Origin of the sequence: Streptomyces sp. PA03-3a, from assembly GCF_033792735.1 — a bacterium.
GTDB lineage: Bacteria > Actinomycetota > Actinomycetes > Streptomycetales > Streptomycetaceae > Actinacidiphila.
In genome coordinates this window covers 156957-178118 of the sequence record NZ_JARAVM010000017.1, presented here as the reverse complement: position 1 = coordinate 178118, position 21162 = coordinate 156957, and the positions used below count along the sequence as shown (strand labels likewise).

General features: G+C 73.0%; 15 protein-coding genes. 14 read left to right on the top strand and 1 reads right to left on the bottom strand.

Annotated elements, in window-relative coordinates; translation table 11 throughout:
- Positions 1 to 640: 640 nt before the first annotated feature.
- From PV342_RS21765 to PV342_RS21700, 14 genes are all read left to right on the top strand, one after another.
- Complete coding sequence (locus PV342_RS21765; RefSeq protein WP_500318446.1) at positions 641 to 3133, top strand: SpoIIE family protein phosphatase; 2493 nt, start codon at positions 641 to 643, stop codon at positions 3131 to 3133.
- Between the two features lie 299 nt (positions 3134 to 3432).
- Positions 3433 to 3801 (top strand): DUF485 domain-containing protein, encoded by a 369-nt coding sequence (locus PV342_RS21760; RefSeq protein ID WP_500318445.1) that lies wholly within the window; start codon positions 3433 to 3435, stop codon positions 3799 to 3801.
- On the top strand, positions 3798 to 4076 hold the full coding sequence (locus tag PV342_RS21755; protein WP_500318444.1) for a hypothetical protein: 279 nt from the start codon (positions 3798 to 3800) through the stop codon (positions 4074 to 4076). Before PV342_RS21760 ends, PV342_RS21755 begins: the two co-directional genes overlap by 4 nt.
- A gap of 278 nt (positions 4077 to 4354) precedes the next feature.
- The gene (locus PV342_RS21750; protein ID WP_500318443.1) at positions 4355 to 5173 is read left to right on the top strand and encodes an ABC transporter ATP-binding protein; all 819 of its coding nucleotides are present in this window, start codon (positions 4355 to 4357) and stop codon (positions 5171 to 5173) included.
- The gene (locus PV342_RS21745) at positions 5166 to 5882 is read left to right on the top strand and encodes an ABC transporter ATP-binding protein (RefSeq protein WP_018558050.1); all 717 of its coding nucleotides are present in this window, start codon (positions 5166 to 5168) and stop codon (positions 5880 to 5882) included. Before PV342_RS21750 ends, PV342_RS21745 begins: the two co-directional genes overlap by 8 nt.
- Positions 5883 to 5912: 30 nt before the next feature.
- On the top strand, positions 5913 to 6758 hold the full coding sequence (locus PV342_RS21740) for a branched-chain amino acid ABC transporter permease (RefSeq protein WP_400807324.1): 846 nt from the start codon (positions 5913 to 5915) through the stop codon (positions 6756 to 6758).
- Between the two features lie 7 nt (positions 6759 to 6765).
- Positions 6766 to 7869 (top strand): branched-chain amino acid ABC transporter permease, encoded by a 1104-nt coding sequence (locus PV342_RS21735; RefSeq protein WP_500318442.1) that lies wholly within the window; start codon positions 6766 to 6768, stop codon positions 7867 to 7869.
- 88 nt (positions 7870 to 7957) lie between these two features.
- On the top strand, positions 7958 to 9274 hold the full coding sequence (locus tag PV342_RS21730; RefSeq protein WP_500318441.1) for an ABC transporter substrate-binding protein: 1317 nt from the start codon (positions 7958 to 7960) through the stop codon (positions 9272 to 9274).
- A 79-nt stretch (positions 9275 to 9353) separates the two neighbouring features.
- Positions 9354 to 10073 carry a TetR/AcrR family transcriptional regulator gene (locus PV342_RS21725; protein WP_400807319.1) on the top strand — a complete coding sequence of 240 codons (720 nt, stop codon included), beginning with the start codon at positions 9354 to 9356 and terminating at the stop codon, positions 10071 to 10073.
- A 417-nt stretch (positions 10074 to 10490) separates the two neighbouring features.
- Positions 10491 to 10718 carry a hypothetical protein gene (locus PV342_RS21720; RefSeq protein WP_018558045.1) on the top strand — a complete coding sequence of 76 codons (228 nt, stop codon included), beginning with the start codon at positions 10491 to 10493 and terminating at the stop codon, positions 10716 to 10718.
- 102 nt (positions 10719 to 10820) lie between these two features.
- Positions 10821 to 11627: an HlyD family efflux transporter periplasmic adaptor subunit gene (locus PV342_RS21715; RefSeq protein WP_026250788.1), complete on the top strand. Its 807-nt coding sequence runs from the start codon at positions 10821 to 10823 to the stop codon at positions 11625 to 11627.
- A complete protein-coding gene (locus PV342_RS21710; protein ID WP_500318440.1) occupies positions 11624 to 13882 on the top strand; it encodes an NHLP family bacteriocin export ABC transporter peptidase/permease/ATPase subunit in 2259 nt (752 codons plus the stop codon). The genes PV342_RS21715 and PV342_RS21710 overlap by 4 nt, the downstream gene beginning before the upstream one ends.
- Position 13883: 1 nt before the next feature.
- A complete protein-coding gene (locus tag PV342_RS21705; protein WP_500318439.1) occupies positions 13884 to 16745 on the top strand; it encodes an NHLP bacteriocin export ABC transporter permease/ATPase subunit in 2862 nt (953 codons plus the stop codon).
- 703 nt (positions 16746 to 17448) lie between these two features.
- A complete protein-coding gene (locus PV342_RS21700; protein ID WP_500318438.1) occupies positions 17449 to 20394 on the top strand; it encodes a S8 family serine peptidase in 2946 nt (981 codons plus the stop codon).
- A 129-nt stretch (positions 20395 to 20523) separates the two neighbouring features.
- Here the strand turns inward: PV342_RS21700 and PV342_RS21695 are convergent, their stop codons facing one another.
- Entirely contained in the window at positions 20524 to 21045 is a 522-nt protein-coding gene (locus PV342_RS21695; protein ID WP_500318437.1) for a universal stress protein, read from the bottom strand.
- Positions 21046 to 21162: the final 117 nt, after the last annotated feature.

Sequence of the window (21162 nt, the reverse complement as noted above, 5' to 3'; positions counted from 1 at the left end):
CCGGTGCAGATGTCGCAATCCACACCGAGCCAGAAGGCCCTCACCCATTTCAAGATCCCTCAGCCGAGAGATCCGTCACCAACCTCTGTGGACAGAACAGCTAGGCCGTGTCGTCCTAGACCCGGAGCCCGGGCCCGCGGTCGGCCCGCGCACCACCGGGGAACGCGGCGCCGCCCTCGATACCCTGCCCGCCCGGCGCCCGGTTCCTCGTCGCCGACGTCTTCGGCGGCAACCTCCGCCTGCCCCGGCCCGGCTGGGGACGCTGCTCGCCGGCCGGGTGCGGGCCCACCGGGAGCGGGCGAGCGCGCTGCCGCTGCCCGGTGCGGACCCGGCCGTGGTCCGCGGCGAGTTCCCGTCGGTGGACGCCGCCGTTCAGGCCGCCTACAGCCCCCGCCTGCGGCGCTTCGTGGAGTCGGGCGGGGACCCCGGCATCGCCATCGCGGTCGTGGAGGGCCGGAGGGACGTGGCGGCGTACGCGCGGCACGGACCGTGTCTGCCGAACCCCGCCGCGGCGCGTCCGCGCGCGGGGCTGGTCGCGACAGCGGGGGGCCGGGGGCCCCGTCCCGCGTTCTTCTCACGGCCCGTGACGATTCCCTGCACACGGGCTGCGCCGGGGCTCCGGAGGCGGTGTAATGACGACGTGGTCAGCGACGGCGCGAAAGGACGCAGAGTTCGGGCGCTGTCCGCCGAGCTCGCGCTGAAATCGCTCCGATCCGACCTTGGCCAGTCCGCCCGCCTGCGATCCGTCATCGAGCAGGCTCTGGTCTTCACCGGTGCCACCCACGTCGCGGTGTACGCGCCCTCGGAGACCGGCGGGCAGTTGTGCCTGGTCGCGTCGGCCGGGGTGCCGCGCATCCTGCACGGGCTGCGCCAGAGCTACGCGACGGACGGCGGTTCCCCCATGGCCGTCGCCGTGCGCCAGGACCGCGTGGTGACCGCGGGGCCCGCGGAGGTCGCCCGGCTGGTGGGGAACGGGGCGTCGGAGACGCCGGAGGTCTCGCTGACCGCCCTGCCGCTGCGGGCGGACCACGTGTGCGTCGGCTGCCTCGTGGCGGTCACCGACCAGCCCGGCGGCTTCGACGCCGAGGACCGGCGGAGTCTCGAACTGTTCGCCACGGCGATCGGCCATCCCGGTCCGGCGCCCGGCGACGCGTGCGCCGACACCGATCCGGTGGCCGGTGCGGAGTCCCGGGCCACCGGGTTCACCCTCGACATGGACACCGGCTGGATCAACGTCGGCGACGACGTGCTCGCCCTGTTCGGCCTGGAACCCGCCGCCTTCGACGGCCGGGTGGAGACCCTGCTCGCGCTGACCGTCCCCGAGGACCTGCCCGCGCTGATGTCGGTGGTGGAGGCCGGGCACATGGCCACCGGCGACCGCGAGCTGGAGTTCCGCATCCGCCGGCCCTCCGGGGAACTGCGCTGGCTGCGGCTGCGCGGGCGGGTGCTGTTCGCCCCGGACGGCCGTCCCGTACGGCTGCTGGGCACGGTCGGCGACGCCTCGCGGATGCGGGCCGGGGTCAACGACGTGGGCCGGGTGCAGCAGCTCGCCGCCGACCTGGCCAACGCCGCGACCGTGCGCGAGGTCAGCACGGTGGTGGTGACCTCGCTGCGCCGCCCGCTGAACGCCGATCGGATCGCGCTCGCCGAACTGGAGAGCGACCGGCTGGTGGTCACCGTCCTCGATCCGGCGGACCCCTCGGCGTGGCCGGAGGTGTGGCGCACCGAATGGCGTTCCGAATGGCCCGACGCGCCGACCCGGGCCATGCCCACGCTGGCGACCGCGCTCCGCGAGGGCCGGGTCGGCTTCTGGCCGGCCGGGGCACCGCTGGAGTCCACGCTGGCCGGGGTCGGGCCCGGCGGCCTCGCGGTGCTGCCGCTGCCCGCGGCCGGCCGCGTCGTCGGATGCTGCATCATCGGCTGGGACGAGCCCCACGAGTTCGGCGCGGACGAACGGGCCGTGCTGACCGCCGCGGCCGGGCTGGTCGGCCAGGCGCTGGTGCGCGTGAGGGCCTTCGACGCCGAGCACGAACTGGTGGGCACCCTCCAGCGCACCCTGCTGCCGCGCCGGCTCCCGGTACTGCCGGGCGGTGTCGCGGTCGCCCGGTACCTGCCGACGACCGGTGGGCTCGAGGTCGGCGGCGACTGGTACGACGTCATACCCCTGCACGACCACCACGTCGCCCTGGTCATCGGCGACGTCCAGGGCCACAACGCCGGGGCTGCCACGCTCATGGGCCAGATGCGCACCGCGATCCGGGCGTACGCCGTGGAGGGCCACTCCCCCGACGTCGTCGTCTCGCACGCCAACCGCCTGCTCGTGGGCATGGAGACCGACCTCTTCGCGACCTGCTGCTACGTCAGCATCGACATGGAGGAGGGCAGCGCCTGGTGCGTGCGCGCCGGTCACCTGCCCCCGGTGCTGCGGCTGCCCGACGGCAGCACCCGGACCGTGGAGGGCGACGGCGGGCCCCCGCTGGGCGTCGTCGACGACGCGGACTTCCCGCTGATCCCGCTGCGGCTGCAGATCGGCACCGTCCTCGCGCTCACCACGGACGGCCTGGTGGAGTCCGCCGAACTCCCCCTGGACGAGGGCATGCAGAGAATGGCGCGCGAGCTGTCCGAGACCGACCCCTCCCACCTGGGCCGCATGGCCGACGCCCTGCTCAGCGCCGCCACCCGCAGCGACGACGTGGCGCTGCTGCTCATGCGCTACGACGGCATGGCCGTCAAGCCCGTGCGCGAGAGCTGGACGGTGTGGCGGCTCCCCGACGCCGCCTCGCACGCCCGCCGCTTCACCGCCCGCACCCTGCGCGCGTGGGGGCTCGGCGAGGCGGCCGACACCGTGCTGCTCGTCGTCTCGGAGCTGGTCACCAACGCCCTGGTGCACACCGAGGGCCAGGTCCGGCTCGATCTCACCCTCACCGGCGACCGGCTGCGGATCGCGGTCGGCGACGCCTCGCCGCGGACGCCGGTCAAACCGGCGATCATCAACTGGCACGACACCGGCGGCCGCGGCATCCTCCTCGTCGACGCCATGTCCGCCGCCTGGGGCACGATGCCGCTCAGCGGCGGCAAGCAGGTGTGGTGCGAGGTCCCCGTGCACCCCCCGCACACCGACCCCGCCGGCTGAGGCCGTCGCCCGCCCGCGCACGGATCCGGCCCCGCCGCAAGGCGTCCCCCGGCCGTTCCGCGCGGCTCTGGGCCCGCCCCCCACGAAACCACCGAACGGGGGCCGGGCCGGGGCCGGTTCGGGCCCCCGCGGGACGGTGCCTCAACCGTGACCTGCAGCACCTCTTCCCGACATGCCGACCAGTCGGTATCGTGCGGCCACCCCGGGGCACCGACGCCCGGGGCGTACCAGCCGAACCTTGCCCGCCCCTCCACCGCGCCCGAACACCCTGGCCACACAAGCCGCTTGGAGACCGCGCGATGACGTACCACGGCGACACCTGGCACCACTGGCAACCACCGCCACCGGCTGCGGCACCACCACGACCACCGGTGCGGCCCACCGCGCCCGGACGGCCGCGCTCTGCCTGCCGGCTGCCGCGGCGCGTCCCGGCGCTCAGCGCGCTCGGCCGCTTCGCGGTCCTCCTCCCGCTCTCCGTCCTCGCGCGGGACACGATGGGCGCGCGGATCGCCGGAGAACCCGCGCCGGGCGCCCTGACGGGGCTGTCGCAGCTCGCCGTCACCTTCGCCGCGATCCGCCGGCACGGGCGCAGCGCGCGGCGGTCGGTGGACCCGCCGGCGTGGCGCGTACGGCAGCGGATCGGGACGGCCGGCGGAGCCGCCCGGTGAACCGGTCCGCGGCCGGACACGACTCGGGGACGCGGATCGCCGTCCCGCTCTTCGTCCCGTTCCTGGTGAACCGCACCCTCGCCCCGTTCAGGAACGGACCGGCCGTCGCCGGCGACCGCGGCACCGCCGCGGCCGTCCTCGGCACCACCGGCGTCATCGTCCTCGCCGACCGGCTGGGCAGCCGCTACGTCCGGCGGCGCCGGGACGGGACGGCCGCCGAGAGCGGGCGGCGCCACGAGGTGGACGAGGCGCGGCCGCTCGCGGGCGCCGGCTAGCCGAACTCCTCGTCACCGGGGGCTTGTCAGCGCTTCGGGCGGGGGTCACCCTCAGTCGGAACCGAATCCGATTCTGATTCGGTCCGGGATGGGAGGAGCCCTCCCGAACGGCAGGCCACCGCGTGCGGGAGGCCCGGCCCGCCGTCCCGCACGACCCCGCGCCGAGCCGGCGGGCGGCCGGGCGACCGGACCGTCCGCGCGATCCCTCCCCCGATCCCCGACCCCTCGCCCCTCTCGTCCCGTACCACCCCCGCCGAACTCCCAAGGAAGGGTGACTGGTGGAAAGCCTCCTGCGCATCGACGGACTCGAGGTCTCCTTCGGAGGCCTGTCCGCGCTCGATGCGGTGTCCCTGTCGGTCCGGCCGGGCGAAGTGCTCGGCGTCATCGGCCCCAACGGGGCCGGAAAGACGACCCTGTTCAACGCCGTGTGCGGCTTCGTGCGCCCCGCCGCAGGGACGCTGCACTGGCAGGACCGGGCACTGCCCTGGCCCCGCCCGCACCAGCTGGCCCGGCTCGGCATCGCCAGGACCCTGCAGGGCCTGGGGCTGTTCCCCCGGCTCACCGTGCTGGAGAACGTCATGGTCGGGGCGACCCGGCACGCCCGGGCGGGCTTCGCCTCCGCGCTGCTGGGCCTGCCCCGTTCCGACCGCGACGAGCGGCTGCTACGCCACCGTTCGCTGGCCGTCCTGCGGGAGCTCGGCGCGGAGGACGCCGCCGGCCGGCTCCCCGGCGAACTCCCCTACGGGGTGCAGAAGCAGGTCGCGCTCGCCCGGGCGCTGGTCGGCGAGCCGCGGCTGCTGCTGCTCGACGAGCCGGCCTCGGGGCTGACCGAGGACGGCATGCGCGAACTGGGCGAGGTCATCTCCGGGCTGCGCGAACGGATGGCGGTGATCCTCGTCGAGCACCACATGGACCTCGTCATGCGGGTCTGCGACCGCGTCCTCGTCCTCGACTTCGGAAAGGTCATCGCCTACGGCACCCCGGACGAGGTGCGCGACGACCCGCTGGTGACCGAGGCGTACCTCGGCGACGAGGTCACCGAGAGGACACCGGCGCCGGGGGCGCCCGGGGCGCGAGAGGAGTCCTCCCGTGCTTGAGGTCCGTGAACTCGCCGTCTCCTACGGCATGGTGCGGGCCCTGGACGAGGTGTCCCTCACCGTGGACCAGGGCAGCATCACCGCCGTGCTGGGCGCCAACGGCGCCGGCAAGACCACGCTCCTGCGCACCGTCAACGGACTCGTCCGGCCCCGCTCCGGCAGCGTGCTGCTCGACGGCGCCGACATCACCCGGCTGCCCGTGGAGGAGGTCGTGCGGCTGGGCCTGGCCCATGTGCCGGAGGGCCGCGGGGTCATCACCGAACTGACCGTCCAGGACAACCTCCGGCTGGGCGTCCTGTGGCGGAACCGGCGCGAGCGCAGGGCGCTGCAGTCCACCGGGCTGGAGGAGGTGTACGCCCTCTTCCCCGCGCTGGCCGAGCGGCGCGCACGGCTCGCGGAGACGCTCTCCGGCGGCGAACGGCAGATGCTGGCCATCGGCAGGGCGCTGATGACCCGGCCGCGGCTGCTGCTGCTCGACGAGCCGTCGCTGGGGCTCGCTCCCCGGGTCACCGCGCAGATCCTCGCGGTCCTGCGGGAGTTGCGGGAGCGGCAGGGGCTCACCGTGCTCCTGGTGGAGCAGAACGCGCGCAGCGCCCTGTCCGTCGCGGACCACGGCGTCGTGCTGAACCTGGGGCGGGTGGTCGCGTCCGACGCGGCCGCGAGCCTCGCCACCGCGGACGACCTCCGCCACGCCTATCTGGGGTTCTGAATGTACTTCATCAATCTGACACTGGGCGGGGTGAGCAGCGGCATCGTCTACGCGGCGGTCGCGCTGGCCCTGGTGCTCATCTGGCGGGCGACCCGGATCGTCAACTTCGCCCAGGGCGGCATGCTGATGATCACGACCTTCGTCGCGCTCGGCGTGATCCACGCGACGGGTTCGTACTGGCTCGGGCTGCTGGCCGCCCTCGCCTCGGGGTTCGTCCTGGGGGCGGTCGTGGAACGGGTGCTGGTCCGCCCGATCGAGAACGGGCCGCCGATGAACGCGGTGATCGTCACCCTCGGCCTGCTGCTGTTCCTGCAGGCGGTGGCCGGGATGGTGTGGGGCGGTACGCCGCGTTCCTTCCCGCCGCTGCTGGGCATCAAGGGCTTCGCGGTGGGCGACGCACGGTTGCTGCTGTCGCCCTCGGACCTGTTCGTCATCGGGGCCGTGCTCGTGGTGATGGCGCTGCTCGTGCTGCTGTTCCGGGTCACCCCGGTGGGGCTGCGGATGCGGGCGGCGGCGTTCTCCCCCGAGGTGGCCCGGATGTTCGGGGTGCGGGTCGGACGGGTGCTCACGCTGGGCTGGGCGCTGGCGGGGGCGGTCGGGGCGCTCGCCGGGGTCCTGGTGGCGCCGGCGACCTTCGTCGGTCCCAACCAGTTCGACGCGGTGCTGGTGTTCGGCTTCGCCGCCGCCGTCGTCGGGGGTCTGGACAGCCCGCCCGGTGCGGTGGTCGGCGGGCTCGTGGTCGGGCTCACCCTGTCCTACGTCTCGGGGTACCTGGGGTCCGAGGTCGCGTTGCTGGGCGCGCTGGCGGTGCTGATGACGGTGCTGATGATCAGGCCCAACGGCCTGTTCTCGCGTACCTCCGTGCGACGGGTGTGAGGGGCACATGACCGACATGACCGACACGACCGACACCGCCAAGGACCCGGGGTCCGCGCTCGGGGGGCCGGCGGCCACGGGCCTGGCGGCCCGGCTGCGGGGTCCGATGGACCGCACCGCGGTACGGCACCTGGTGCCCGCGCTGCTCGGGCTGCTGGTGGTCTGCGGCGTCAGCGCCCTGCTGTCGCCGTACCAGAACCTGGAGGTCGCCACCGTCGCCACGTATGTGTGCGCGGTCGCCGGGCTGACCGTCCTGACGGGGACCAACGGCCAGATCTCGCTGGGCCACGGCGCGCTGATGGCGGTCGGCGCCTACGGGACCGGCCTGTTCCTGACCGAACTGGGCTGGCCGCTGGCCGTCTCGCTGCCGGCGGGGACGGCGGTCACGGCCGCCCTCGGCGCGCTGGTGGGCGCCGCCGCGGCGCGGCTGCAGGGCCCGTACCTCGCGGGCGCGACCCTCACCCTGGCCGTCGGGCTGCCGGCGCTCGCCAACTACCGGCACCTGACCGATCTGCTCGGCGGCGAGAACGGGCTCGTGGTGAACTCGCCCCCGCCGCCCGAGGCGCTGGGCCCGTACTTCCCGCTGGAGCGCTGGCAGGCCTGGGTCTGCGTGCTGTGCGCGGTGGTCGTGCTGGTGTTCCTCGCCGACCTCGGGCGCAGCCGTGTCGGCCGGTCGTGGCGGGCGATCCGGGACGACGAGGTCTCCGCTGCGCTGGCCGGCATCCACGTGGCCCGGCTGCGGGTGCTCGCCTTCGTGGTCAGCGCGGCCTGCGCGGGCCTGGGCGGCGGGCTCCTCGCGGTGGTCAGCTCGCTGGCCGCGCCCGGGGCGTTCCCGCTGGCGCTCTCGCTGTCCCTGCTGACGGCGGCGGTGCTCGGCGGCCTCGGCAGCCTGGCGGGCGCCGTGTACGGCTCGGTGCTCCTCGTCCTGCTGCCCAACTGGACGGGGGACGTGGCGGACGCCCTGGAGCTGTCCCGGGGCTTCTACGCGAACCTGCCGCTGGCCCTGTACGGCCTCGCCCTCGTCCTGTCGATGCTCCTGTTCCCGCAAGGGATCCAGGGGGCCCTCATCCGTCTGGTCCGGCGGCTCCGCACCCGGGGCCCCGGTACCTGACCGTCCACATCCCGTTTCCTCGACCACCGGCACGTCACATGAAATCCGTTCAAAACCCACCGAATCCGATTCGGTTCCAGGAGGGGTCATGAGAAGAAGTCACCGACAAGGCCTGCGTCTGCGCGGCGGCGCCGCGCTGGCCGTGCTGGCCCTGGTGCTCACCGCCTGTTCGGGCGGCTCGGGCGGCGGTTCCGCCGCACCGGGCGTCACCGAGGACAGCATCGTCATCGGCAGCCACCAGCCGCTCACCGGGCCCGCGGCGCCCGGGTACAGCAACGTCTCGGCGGGCGCCAAGGCGTACTTCGACCACGTCAACGCCAACGGCGGGGTCAACGGCCGGAAGATCGACTTCCGGTACAAGGACGACGCGTACAACCCGACCCAGACGGTGAAGGTCACCAAGGAACTCGTCCTGGAGGACAAGATCTTCGCCATGATGGGCGGCCTCGGCACGCCGACCCACACCAAGGTGGTCGACTACCTCAACAGCCGCCGTGTGCCGGACCTGTTCGTGTCCTCCGGCTGCCGCTGCTGGGACCAGCCCGACAAGCACCCGCAGACCTTCGGCTGGCAGCCGGACTACCTCGTCGAGGGCAAGATCCTCGGCCAGTACATCAAGGAGAACCTCGCGGGCAAGAAGGTCGCCTACTTCTACCAGGGCGACGACTTCGGCAAGGACGGCGTCGAGGGGCTGGACCAGTACGTCCCCAAGGAGTCGGTGGTCAGCCGGCAGAGCTACCAGCCCGGCGGCACCGACATCGCCCCGCAGGTCACGGCCATCGCCCAGTCCAAGGCGGACGTGGTGGTGCTGTTCACCATCCCGACGTACACCGCGCTGTTCAAGCTCACCTCGCTCAAGCTCCAGTACAACCCGCAGATGGTGGTGACCAACGTCGGTTCCGACCCGACCACCCTGGCGGGACTGCTGCAGTCCTTCGCGAAGCAGGCGGGCGGCACGGCCGACCCGGCGGCGCTCATGGACGGCATCATCACCGACACCTACATGCCGCCCACCAACGACGCCTCCAACAGCTGGATCAAGCTCTTCCGCGGGATCCACGACAAGTACATCCCGAAGCTGCCCTTCGACGGCAACGTCGAGTTCGGGATGTCCATGGCCTACACCTTCGTCCAGGCGCTGCAGGGCGCCGGGAAGAACCCCACGCGCGAGTCGCTGGTGAAGGCCGTGGAGAAGGGCGGCTTCACCGGACCCGGGCTGGTGCCGTTCCGGTTCAGCGGGGACTCCCACGCGGGCTACACCGGCGTCCAGATCGGCATCCTGAAGGGCAGCACCGAGGTCGCCCTGCAGGGCACGCCGCTGGTGACGGACTCCGAGCGGGGCGCCATCACGCCGTACACCACGGCGCAGCCGGAGGCCCCGGCCGACGGCGTCCCGGCACCCTGAACGACCAGGGGTAGTGTGCTGCCCCTCCAGGCAGTGGGTTCACGGCGCGACGCGACCGTGACGGACGGAAGGTCCCGGGATGGGCGACACACGCGGTGACGAGCTGCTCATCGGCGATCCCGCGGACCTTCCCACGACCGGTGGGGCGTCCGGGCCGGCCCCGGCCCGGACGCCCGGCCGGGCGGCGACCACCCGGCAGTCGCTCCTCAAGGCGGCCCGCGAGGTCTTCGGGGAGTCGGGGTACGCGGCGGCCGGCATCGCCGAGGTGGTCCGCCGCGCGGACGCCAGCGTCGGCGGGCTCTACCACCACTTCGACGGCAAGGTGGACCTCTTCCTGGCCCTGTGGGAGGAGTTCCGCACCGCGCAGGCGCAGACCACGGCGCGGGCGGTCGCCCGGCTGCGGGAGACCGGCGAGAGCCGCCCGCGCGCCCTCTTCCTCACCGGCACCCGCGCGTACCTGGAACACACCCGGGCCCGGCGGGAGATGGCCAGGCTCTTCTACACCGGGGACACCCCGCCGGGCTTCGACCTGCTCGGCCGGCAGAACCTCAGGACCTGGATCAGCCACAACGCGACCCTGCTCGGCATCACCCACGAACGGCCGGGCGACCGCGCCCTGCTGATCGCGCTCACGACGACGATCGCCGAGATCGGGCGGGAGCTCGTCGTCTGCGACGACGCCTGCGAGGCCGCGGACCTGATCGACACCGCCCTGGAACTCATCGGCAGGCTCTGCGACTTCGGGCTGTCCGGCGCAGAGGGCGACGCCGCCGGCCGGGCCCGTCCGGCCACCGCCTGAGCCCGTCCGGGACCCGGCCCCCGGCGCCCGCGGACCGCGGGATCACCCCTGCTCACGGGGCGACAGGCCCCGCCTAAGCCCAGGGCTGAACATTACCTCCGGTAAATCTGCACACCGCACACGTGGGCGACATACGCCCGCACGTCCGCACGGGACACCCCGCGCCGGTGCGCGCGGTTTGATCCGGAGTGCCCGGTTCCGCGACCCCGGCGCCCGCCCCGGGTGTGAAGGAATTGCCACCGCGAGGTGGGAAACAGCGCACACCGGTGAAGCCGCGGATCCGAAACAAATTCGAACGCCCCGATCGTCAATTGGCCGCACCACCGGCTCCCGTGCTTGTATCCCGTGCCGTGGCGAAGAGGTTGCCCCCCTGATGATTCGCCACATGAAATGTGTTCACACGAAGGGAAACCCCCCATGGACTTCACCTCCCAGGTTGAGACCCGCGAGATCTCCGACGCGGACCTGGACAACGTCTCCGGCGGTCTCGTGGGCGGCCTCGTGGCCAACGCCACCGGCACCGTCGAGTCGATCGCCCCGGTCGCCGGCACCGTGTCCGGTGTCGTCGGCACGGTCGAGGGCATCTCCGGCGTCAACACCGGCGCCGTGACCGGCCTGGCCACCGGCCTGATCGCGGGTCTCTGACACTGATGGATCCGCGGGTCCCGGATGCCTCCCGTCCGGGACCCGCGGACGCCATTGCGGCCTTGTGCCCCAATGGCGAGGCATGCGGCTGAGGGAAGTTCCGTGCAGTTTCGCCAAAAGGCCCTTGCCAAGCTCCAATCACCGGAAGCACTCGACCTCCCGGTGCGTTTCGCGCGCCCGCAGGGCCGTGTCGTGCTGGCCGTCGCCATTCTCGTGATCGCCGCCGCGAGTTCCTGGGCGGTAAACGGTTCCGTGTCCTCGAAATTGAGCGTGCCGGGAATTATCGGCTACGGGCAGGGCAGTTACGTCCTGCAGAGTCCGGTCGCCGGCCAGGTCACCCGGGTCCTCGCCGAGGAAGGGCAGCGCCTGCCCGCCGACGCCCCTCTGCTCAACGTCCGTACGGCGCGCGGCGACACCGTCGTCCGCACCGTGGCGGCGGGCCGGGTCACCGCCCTGGTGGCCTCGATCGGCACCGTCGTCACCGTCGGCGCGGACGTGGCGGCCGTCGAACGCGTCGCCCGCACCGGCGACCCTCTCGTCGCGACCCTCTACGTCCCGGCGACCGGCGCCTCCTCGGTACCGGTGGGCGCCGCGGTGGACCTCGCCGTCGAGTCCGCGCCCCAGGCCCGGTACGGGGTGCTGCGCGGCCATGTGCAGACCGTCGGCCGCACCTCGCGCACCGCCCGGCAGATCGCCGCGGACCTCGGCGACCCGCAGCTCGCGGCGCAACTCACCCGGGCGGGACGCCCGGTGGCCGTCGTCGTGAGGCTCGACGCCTCCTCCTCCACCCCGACCGGATATCGCTGGTCCAAGGGCGACGGTCCCGCCTACGAGCTGGACTCGATGACCCTGGCCACCGGCGCCGTCCATCTGGCCGCACAGCGCCCGATCGATTGGCTGCTCCCTTGACCGCGCCGACCGCCCGGCCCCAGCAGCGGCCACTGCCGCCCGCCGGCCGCCGCAGACACCGTCCCGAGCCCGCGCGCGCCCGCCGGCAGCGTCCGCGCCGCAGGCCGCGCACGGTCCGCACGCCGACCGTGCTGCAGATGGAGGCGGTGGAGTGCGGGGCGGCCTCCCTGGCGATGGTGCTCGGCCACTACGGCCGGCACGTGCCGCTGGAGGAACTGCGCATCGCCTGCGGCGTCTCGCGCGACGGCTCCCGTGCCAGCAACCTGCTCAAGGCCGCCCGCGGCTACGGCCTGCAGGCCAAGGGCATGCAGATGGAGACCGCGGCCCTCGCCGAGGTTCAGGCGCCGGCCATCCTCTTCTGGGAGTTCAACCACTACGTCGTCTACGACGGCACGGGCCGCCGCCTCGGCCGGCGCGGCGTCCACGTCAACGACCCCGACAAGGGGCGGCGTTTCGTACCGGTGGAGGATTTCGACACCAGCTTCACCGGTGTCGTGCTGACCTTCGAGCCGGGCCCGGACTTCCACCGCGGCGGCCGCAGGCCCGGCGTCCTCGGCGCCCTTCCGGCCCGGCTGCGCGGCACCAGCGGCACCATGCTCGCCGCGCTGGTGGCCAGCCTCCTGCTGGTCGCGGTCGGGGCCGCGCTGCCCGCGCTCAGCCGCACCTACATCGACCTGTTCCTGATCGGCGACCAGACCTCCCTGCTGGGCGTGCTGTTCGCGTCGATGGCCGTCCTGGTGGCGCTCACCGCCGCGCTCACCGCGGTCCAGCAGTCCAACCTGCTGCGCGGCCGCATCATCTCCTCCACCCTCGGCAGCGCCCGCTTCCTGCGCCACCTGCTGCGGCTGCCGGTCACCTTCTTCACCCAGCGCAGCCCGGCCGACCTCGTACAGCGCCTGCAGTCCAACGACGCGGTCGCCGAGACCCTCGCCCGCGACCTGGCCGCGGCGGCCGTCGACGGCGTCGTCGTCGTGCTCTACGCGCTGCTGATGTGGACGTACGACCCCCAGCTCACCGTCCTCGGGGTGGGGATCGCCCTGCTCAACGCCGTCGCCATGCGCGTGGTGACCCGGCTGCGCGCCACCCGGACGCAGAAACTGCGCGCCGACAGCGCCCGGCTCACCAACACCTCGTACACCGGCCTGCAGTTGATCGAGACGATGAAGGCCACCGGCGGCGAGAACGGCTACTTCCGCCGCTGGGCCGGGCAGCACGCCTCCACCCTGGAGGAGCAGCAGCGGCTCGGCGTGCCCAGCGCGTGGCTGTCCGTCGTCGCCCCGACGCTCGCCACGCTCAACAGCGCGCTCATCCTGTGGATCGGCGGGCTGCGGGCGGTGGAGGGGCACATCTCGATCGGTCTGCTCGTCGCCTTCCAGGCCCTGGTCACCCGGTTCACCGCGCCCATCACCCGGCTCAACGGCGTAGCCGGCCGCATCCAGGACTTCGCCGCCGACGTGGTGCGGCTCAAGGACGTCGAGAACTTCCCCGTGGACTCGCTGTACGCACGTCCCGAGTCCGGGGCGAGCAACCGCCGTCTGAAAGGCCACGTCACGCTGGAGGACGTCACCTTCGGCTACAGCCTCCTCGACAAGCCGCTGCTGTCCGGCTTCTCGCTCTCCGTCGCCCCCGGCCGCCAGGTGGCGCTCGTCGGCGGCTCGGGCAGCGGCAAGTCCACCGTCTCCCGGCTCATCGCGGGGCTCTACAGCCCCTGGGAGGGCGCGATCCGCATCGACGGGACGCGTCTGGAGGACATCCCGCGCGGGGCCCTGGCCGCGTCCGTCTCCTTCGTCGACCAGGACGTCTTCCTCTTCGAGGGCACGGTGCGCGACAACGTGGCGCTGTGGGACCCCTCCATTCCCGACGGCGACGTGGAGGCCGCCCTGCGCGACGCCTGCCTGTACGAGGTGGTCGCGCGGCGCCCCGGCGGCCTCCACAGCCGCGTCGAGCAGGACGGCCGCAACTTCTCCGGCGGGCAGCGGCAGCGGCTGGAGATCGCCCGGGCCCTCGTCCGGCGGCCCAGCGTGCTGGTGCTCGACGAGGTGACCAGCGCCCTCGACGCGGAGACCGAGCAGGCCATCATCGACAACCTGCGGCGCCGCGGCTGCGCCTGCGTGGTGATCGCGCACCGGCTCAGCACGGTCCGCGACAGCGACGAGATCGTGGTCCTCGACCACGGCACGGTCGTCGAGCGCGGGCGCCACGAGGAACTCATCGCGGCGGGCGGCGCGTACGCCGCCCTGGTCAAGGAGCACTGAGGTGACCCCCGTCGAGCCCGGCACTACCGCCGACGACCCGGTCCTGGCCGCCCTCGGCGGGCTGGGCACCCCCGTCGACTGCGCCGGCCTGCGCAGCCTCCCGCTGGAGGGGCCGCACGTACTGTGGCTCGTGGTGGCGGGCGCCCTCGACCTGTTCGCGGTCGACGCCGCCCAGCAGGGCCACTGGCACTACCTGGGCCGCCTGGAACCCGGCGCCCTCCTGCTCGGCCCGGTCGAGGGACCCCGGCACACCCTCGTCGGCCGCCCGCTGCAGGGCTGCCACCTGCGCCGTGTCCCGTTGCGCGAGCTGTACCGGCACCCGCAGCAGGCGGCGTACGGCGACGGCTGGGACCGGCAGGGTCCGTACGGCGCCGGCCACGACACCCGCGAACTCGCCCTCAGCCTCCTCGAGCACGCCTTCGCGCTCGGCGTCGGCCGCAGCCAGCGCGTGCTGTACGAGGCCCCGCTGACCGGCCGCGCCACGGACGCCGAGCACGTCGCCGACGACGACATCCTGTGGCTGCCGGTCCTGCCGGGCAGCGTGCAGTACGGCGCCGCGTACTCCGCGGAGGCGGCGGGCGACCTGCTGATCGACGGCGCGATGTGGCAGAGCATGGTCAACCAGCAGTACCGGCTGCTGTCCACGCTCGACGGCTGGATCGAGGGCATGGAACGCGCCCACGAGGACCGTACGGCCGCGGGCATCAAGGCCGGGGAGGCCGTACGGGAACAGGCCGACCGCGATCTGCTCGCCTCCATCACCGCCTCGCGCAAGGCCCCCTCGCGTACGACCGCGGCCTCCTCCGACGACACGACGTACGCCGTCTGCCGCCAGGTCGCCGAGGCCGCCGGGATCACCCTCGTCCCGCCGTCGCGCAGCGGCGCCGTCAGCGACCGCATGGACCCCGTCGAGCGGGTCGCGCTCACCTCCGGCATCCGCAGCCGACCGGTACGCCTCGACGGCGAGTGGTGGCGGGAGAACACCGGCCCCCTCGTCGGACGCCGCGCCGCGTCCGGCGCGCCGGTGGCACTGCTGTGGCGGCGCGGCGGGTACGAGGCGGTCGGGCCGGGCGGCAGCAGCCGCGTACGGGTCGCCGAGTACAACGCGGAGGACTTCGAGCAGCGCGCGGACATGCTCTACCGGCCGCTCCCCGAACGGGGCACCGGTCTGACGCGGCTGCTGCGCTTCAGCCTCAGGGGCTCTTTCGGTGATCTGCGCAACCTCGTCCTCAGCAGCCTGGTCACCGTCGGCCTCGGCGCCCTCGTGCCCATCGCGACCGGGCAGGTGCTGGGTACGTACGTACCCGACGCCGAGACCGGGCTCATCGTCCAGGCCGCGCTGGCCGTCGCCGTCACCGGCCTGGTGTGCGCCGCGTTCATGCTGACGCAGAACCTCACCGTGCTGCGTATCGAGGGCCGTATCGAGGCCACCCTGCAGCCCGCGGTGTGGGACCGCCTGCTGCGCCTGCCGACCGGGTTCTTCGCCGGGCGCTCCACGGGTGAGCTCGCCAGTGCCGCCATGGGCATCAGCGCCATCCGCCGCGTGCTCGCAGGCGTCGGCCCGGTCGCCGTCCAGGCGACGACGGTCGGGGCGATGAACCTCGTCCTGCTCCTCCTGTACAGCGTCCCGCTGGCTCTCGCCGCCCTCGGCATGCTCGTCGTCATCGGCGCCCTGCTCCTCGGCCTCGGCCTGTGGGAACTGCGCTGGCAGCGACGGCTGGTGGAACTCGGCAACAAGCTCAACAACGAGGCCTTCCAGACCCTGCGTGGCCTGCCCAAACTCCGCGTCGCCGCCGCCGAGAGCTTCGCCTACGCCGCGTGGGCCCGCCGCTTCGCGCGCAGCCGCGAACTCCAGCAGCGGGCCGGCCGCGTCAAGAACATCACCACCGTCCTCAACGCCGTCTACCTGCCGCTCTGCTCACTCATCATGTTCATGCTGCTGGCCGGTCCTGCCCGGGGCTCGCTGTCCGCCTCCGGCTTCCTCACCTTCAGCACCGCCATGACGATGCTGCTGACCTCGGTCACCCAGCTCACCGGGGCACTGCTGTCGGCCGCGGCGGTGCTGCCGATGTACGAGCAGGTCAAGCCAATCCTCGACGAGGCCCCCGAGGTGCGGGGCGGCAGCACCCAGCCCGGCGTCCTCTCGGGCGCGATCGAGGCCCGCAACCTCTCCTTCCGCTACTCCGACGACGGCCCGCTCGTCCTGGACGACGTCTCCCTGCGGGTCGGGCCCGAGGAGTTCGTGGCGATCGTCGGCCCCAGCGGCTGCGGCAAGTCCACGCTGCTGCGGCTGCTCATCGGCTTCGACCGGCCCGCCTCCGGCAGCGTCCTGTACGACGGCCAGGACCTGGCCGCCCTCGACCAGGGCGCGGTCCGCCGCCAGTGCGGCGTCGTGCTGCAGAACGCCCAGCCGTTCACCGGCTCGATCCTCGACTGCATCTGCGGCGCCGAGGCGTACTCGCAAGAGGAGGCGATGGAGGCCGCCGCCATGGCCGGTCTCGCCGAGGACATCAAGCGCATGCCCATGGGCCTGCACACCATGATCGCGGGCGGCAGCACCATCTCCGGCGGCCAGCGCCAGCGCCTGATGATCGCCCAGGCCCTGATCCGCCGGCCCCGCGTCCTCTTCCTCGACGAGGCCACCAGCGCCCTCGACAACGAGACCCAGCGCATCGTCATCGACAGCACCCGGCGGCTGCGGGCCAGCCGTGTGGTGATCGCCCACCGGCTCTCCACCGTCCTGGACGCCGACCGCGTCGTCGTCATGGAGGACGGGCGCGTCGTCGAGGAGGGCCGTCCCGCCGACCTGCTGGCGAACCCCGGCGGCCGGCTGCACGGGCTGGTCCGGCGCCAGATGAGCTAGATCAGGGGGACGGCGCCCCGGTAACGTGCGGGCGTCTGCCGATGACTGACGCGGCGTTGCGGCGAGCTACCGCTTCTCGTCACTCTCGGGGCGGGATCGCGAGGGCTCCTGCGGGTGACGGAGCCGGGGTGGGCGTCTCCGCGCTCGCCGTATGCGGTGGCGACCGCACGGACCCCGAGTGCGGTGTCGGATCCCCGGCAGGCGAGAGCAGTTGCCCCCTTTGGACAGGGAAGGTGCCGTCTCGCGGTGTCGGCATCCCGACACCTGTCTGCAAGACGACAGGCGGTCGGGCGCGGAAGTCGCCCGGGGCCTCGGCGACGCGCCGCCCCCGAGAACCCCACGGTCACCACCCGCGAGCACGGACCGAACCACTCGCGGCCATATCCGAGTTTGCGCTGGTCAAGGCTTTGGGAGGCTCGATTCCCCGCACCTCGGCGATCGACCGGCCGCCGTTCCCGACCCGGGGAACTCACCGCTCTACCAAGGCGCATGGCCCCCTGCCGGGCGGCCGCGGCGACGCCGGGCGGAACGGATCGTCATACGAACGTGATCTTCCCGTAATTGCCTGGAGGTTGGGTGTGACGGACATTCACACCGTTAACTTCATGGGAGGAGACTCGTGGTCACGAGCCCGAGCCTTCGACGACGACGCCGAATCGCCGTGGCGTCGGCAATCACCGTTTTCGCCACCATATTCAGCGGCTTGGGGAACTTCGGTCCTGCCGCCGCACAGACCGGCACCCCGCTGCCGGACCTGAAGCTGGGCCGGTACGACCACGCCCGCCCCTCCCTCACGGGTGGTGGCGCCCTGCGCACCGCCGCGCAGCCCGGCACCATCAAGGGCCAGTACGTGGTGCGGCTGCGGGAAGCGCCCGTCACTTCGTACACGGGCGGCGTCAGGGGACTCGCGGCGACGAGACCGGCGGCCGGGCAGGAACTCCAGCCTCATTCGGCCGCGGCCGAGAAGTACCGGCAGCACCTGGGCGACGCGCAGCGTGACGTGCTCGGCGACTTCGGGGTGCGGGCTCAGCGGACCTACACGACCGCCTTCAACGGCTTCGCCGTCAAACTGACCGGCGCACAGGCCGGCAAGCTGTCCAAGGACCCGCGGGTCGCGGCGGTCACCCCGGCCCGTCTCGTGAAGGCCGACGCGGCGACGACCCCGACCACGCAAGCGGCGCAGCCCACCGCACAGGCGCCGGGGCGGACGGCGTCGCGGACGGCGACGACCGCGACGGCGACGGCGACGGCGACCACGACCACGACCACGACCAAACCGGTCCACGGCTCCAATGTGGTCGTCGGTGTGATCGACACCGGGATCTGGCCGGAGAGCGCCTCCTTCGCCGCCACCATGGCGGCGCCCGCGGGCTGGCGAGGCACCTGCCAGAGCAGCAAAGACTTCCCCGCCACCGCCTGCAACGGCAAGATCGTCGGGGCACGGTACTTCGCCGACGGGTGGCTCAGCGCCTACGGCTCGCTGCCCGACGGCGAGAGCCTCTCACCCCGGGACATGAACGGGCACGGCACCCACACCGCCTCCACCGCGGCGGGTCTTCCCGTCAAGCACGCGATGGTCCTCGGGCACGACTACGGCGCGATCTCCGGAGTGGCGCCGGACGCGCGGATCGCCGTCTACAAGGCACTGTGGGGCGGCTCGGGTATGGACGCCGACATCATCGCGGCGATCGACGCGGCCGTGGCCGACGGCGTCCAGGTGATCAACTACTCGATCGGCACGGCGATGGGGGACTACCAGCCGAACAGCCCGATCGGGAACGCCTTCCTCAACGCGTACCTCGCCGGGGTGTTCGTCGCGGCGTCCGCCGGCAACGACGGCATGTCCGGGATGATCAGCAACGCCGAACCCTGGGTCACCACGGTCGGTGCGACGGTGGAGCGGTCCCACGAGGCGACCGTACGACTCGGCGACGGCACCCGCATCGTCGGCACCTCGATGGACCAGCTGCCGTCCCGTCGCAGCACACCGATCGTCTTCGCCGACCAGGCCGGATCACTCGACGACGGCGCGCAGTACTGCTGGTCCGGAAGTCTCGACCCCGCCAAGGTCAAGGGCAAGATCGTGGCCTGCGACTTCATCGACTCCGTCGACGCGGTGGCGACGGTCAAGGCCGCCGGCGGTGTCGGCGTGGTGCTGTTCCAGTCGACCGGCAACGCACGCCTCAACGTGATCTACGACTTCCCGACCGTCTACCTGTGGAGCGCCGAACAGGCGGGCAAGCTCTTCAACTACCTGTGGGCGCACCGTACCGACGGGACCGCCTCGCTGGCCCAGGGCGGGGACGGCAGCAGCCTCGTCGGACTGCCGAGCGTGGCCGGACTCTCGTCCTACGGCCCCGACCAGACGCACACCGGACTCCAGAAGCCCGACCTCGTCGCGGACGGCATCGACGTGGTCGCGGCGGTGTCGCCGATGGGCGGCGGGCGCCTCTTCGACGCCTACTCCGGCACCTCGATGGCGGCCCCGCACGTGGCCGGCATGGCCGCACTGCTGCGCACCCGGCACCCGAAGTGGTCGCCCGGCGCGACCGCCTCGGCGCTGCGTACCACCGCCACCGACACCCGGGGCACCACCAGCCCCCTCCGCCAGGGCTCGGGCCTGCCGCGCACCTCGTCCGCCGACGACCCCGGCCTGGTGATCGAGCCTTCGGCGGCCGAACTGACCGGCTTCGCGGCCGCGGCGACTCCGGACGGCAAGGAGATCAACCTGCCGTCGATCGCGCTGCGCGAGTACGACGGGACGAAGCCGGTACAGCTCACCCGACGGCTGACGAACGTCGGCACGCGAACCGAGACGTACACCGCGCACGTCGACGGCCTCGCCGGGATGAAGGTGAGCGTCAGCCCCCGGACGATCTCGGTGAAGCCCGGAGCCACCGCCAAGGTGACCATCACCCTGGAGCGGGGCACCGCGACCTGGGACCGCTACACCACCGGCTCACTCGTCTTCAGCAGCGCCAAGCACCGCGTGCGCCTGACGGTCGCCGGCCGGCCGTGGGGCTTCACGCCCCGGCCGTACGACGACACGGGCATCGAGTTCGGCCGCACCGGCGGTCAGGGCCAGGGCTTCCTGGAGCCCGGCTTCACCGGACCGCTGGCCGGCCGCACCACCGGCTACACCCCCGTGACCTGGACGGACAAGAAGCTCACGACCACCGTCAGCGGCGGCGTCTTCTCCCCCGGCGGGCTGGGCACCCAGGGCACGAGAATCGTCGTGCCGCGCGGCTCGGCCGGACTGGTCGTGCAGACGGCCTCGGACGACCCCGGCACGAATCTCGACCTGTACCTCTACAAGGACGGCAAGCTGGTCGATCGAAGCTGGGCCTCGTGGCACAGCAGCGAGCGCAGCGTCCGGTTCTTCCCCGAACCCGGCGTCTACACCGCCTACGTTCACGCCCAGACGGCGACCTCGTCCGACGTCCCCTACCGGCTCGGGGTGACCGTCATCCCTGAGAACGCCGACCGGCGCAACGCCACCATGACCACACCGGCCAGGGTGGAGCGGGGCGGGTCGTCACAGGTGACCCTCGACCCCGTGGGTCCGCAGCCCGACGTCGAGCAGTGGGCGTACACCGAGTTCCGCACCGGCCGGACCGTCGTACCCGGCCTGCTGATCAGTTCCCGCTGACCGCGGACCGATGCGCTGACCAGCTCACGCCGCGCCGGGGGCCGGCCTTCCCTAGGGGAGGCCGGCCCCCGGCTCGTCGGCACGGGGTCTTCGGCAGGCGGTCCGCGCAGGAGGTCGCGAGGGCCGCCGTCAGGGGACGACGATGACCGGGCGCCGGGCCCTGCGCGCCAGGCGGTCGGAGATCGAGCGGAAGAGCCTGCTGCCGGTTCCGCGCCCGCCTCCCACGATGATGGCGTTCGCCCGGTACTTGCGCCCCGCCTTCTCCAGTTCGTCCGCGACGGCGCCCTTGCGGTGGATGAGCGTCCAGGGCAGCCCCGACAGATGGTCCTCGCCCGCGAGCTGCCGCAGGAGCGTGTGCGTGCCCCCGCGGGGCCCGACCCCGCCGCCCGCGTTCTCGTAGCCGAGCAGCGACGCGACGGGGTTCTCCCTCGCGACGTGGACGATCAGGAGTGCCGCGCCGGTGCGCCGCGCCATCCCGGCCGCGTACGACAGGGCCCGTCTGCTGGTGGCGGAGCCGCTGTATCCGACGAGCACTCCGTACCTGTCGACGGCCGCGTGGGCACCGCCGGTCACGGCGGCCGGCTGCCCCGCGGTGGAGGACCGCGGCAGGGAATCGTCGCCGAGGGGTCCGGGAACGCCATGGCCTGCCATGAGAAACCTTTCGGGGCTGAGCTGAACGGCTGTGCTGAACGGGAGACGGCCTCGGTAACCGGAGGCGGTCGCACGAGGACGACCGGGCATCCACCGCTACCGACCGGCGCCGCCCGC

Excerpts from the sequence above, each read along its gene's own strand:
- PV342_RS21760 (WP_500318445.1), top strand. The coding sequence starts at position 3,433 with ATGACGTACCACGGCGACACCTGGCACCACTGGCAACCACCGCCACCG.
- PV342_RS21695 (WP_500318437.1), bottom strand. The coding sequence starts at position 21,045 with ATGGCAGGCCATGGCGTTCCCGGACCCCTCGGCGACGATTCCCTGCCG.
- PV342_RS21735 (WP_500318442.1), top strand. The coding sequence starts at position 6,766 with ATGACCGACATGACCGACACGACCGACACCGCCAAGGACCCGGGGTCC.
- PV342_RS21720 (WP_018558045.1), top strand. The coding sequence starts at position 10,491 with ATGGACTTCACCTCCCAGGTTGAGACCCGCGAGATCTCCGACGCGGAC.
- PV342_RS21730 (WP_500318441.1), top strand. The coding sequence starts at position 7,958 with ATGAGAAGAAGTCACCGACAAGGCCTGCGTCTGCGCGGCGGCGCCGCG.
- PV342_RS21725 (WP_400807319.1), top strand. The coding sequence starts at position 9,354 with ATGGGCGACACACGCGGTGACGAGCTGCTCATCGGCGATCCCGCGGAC.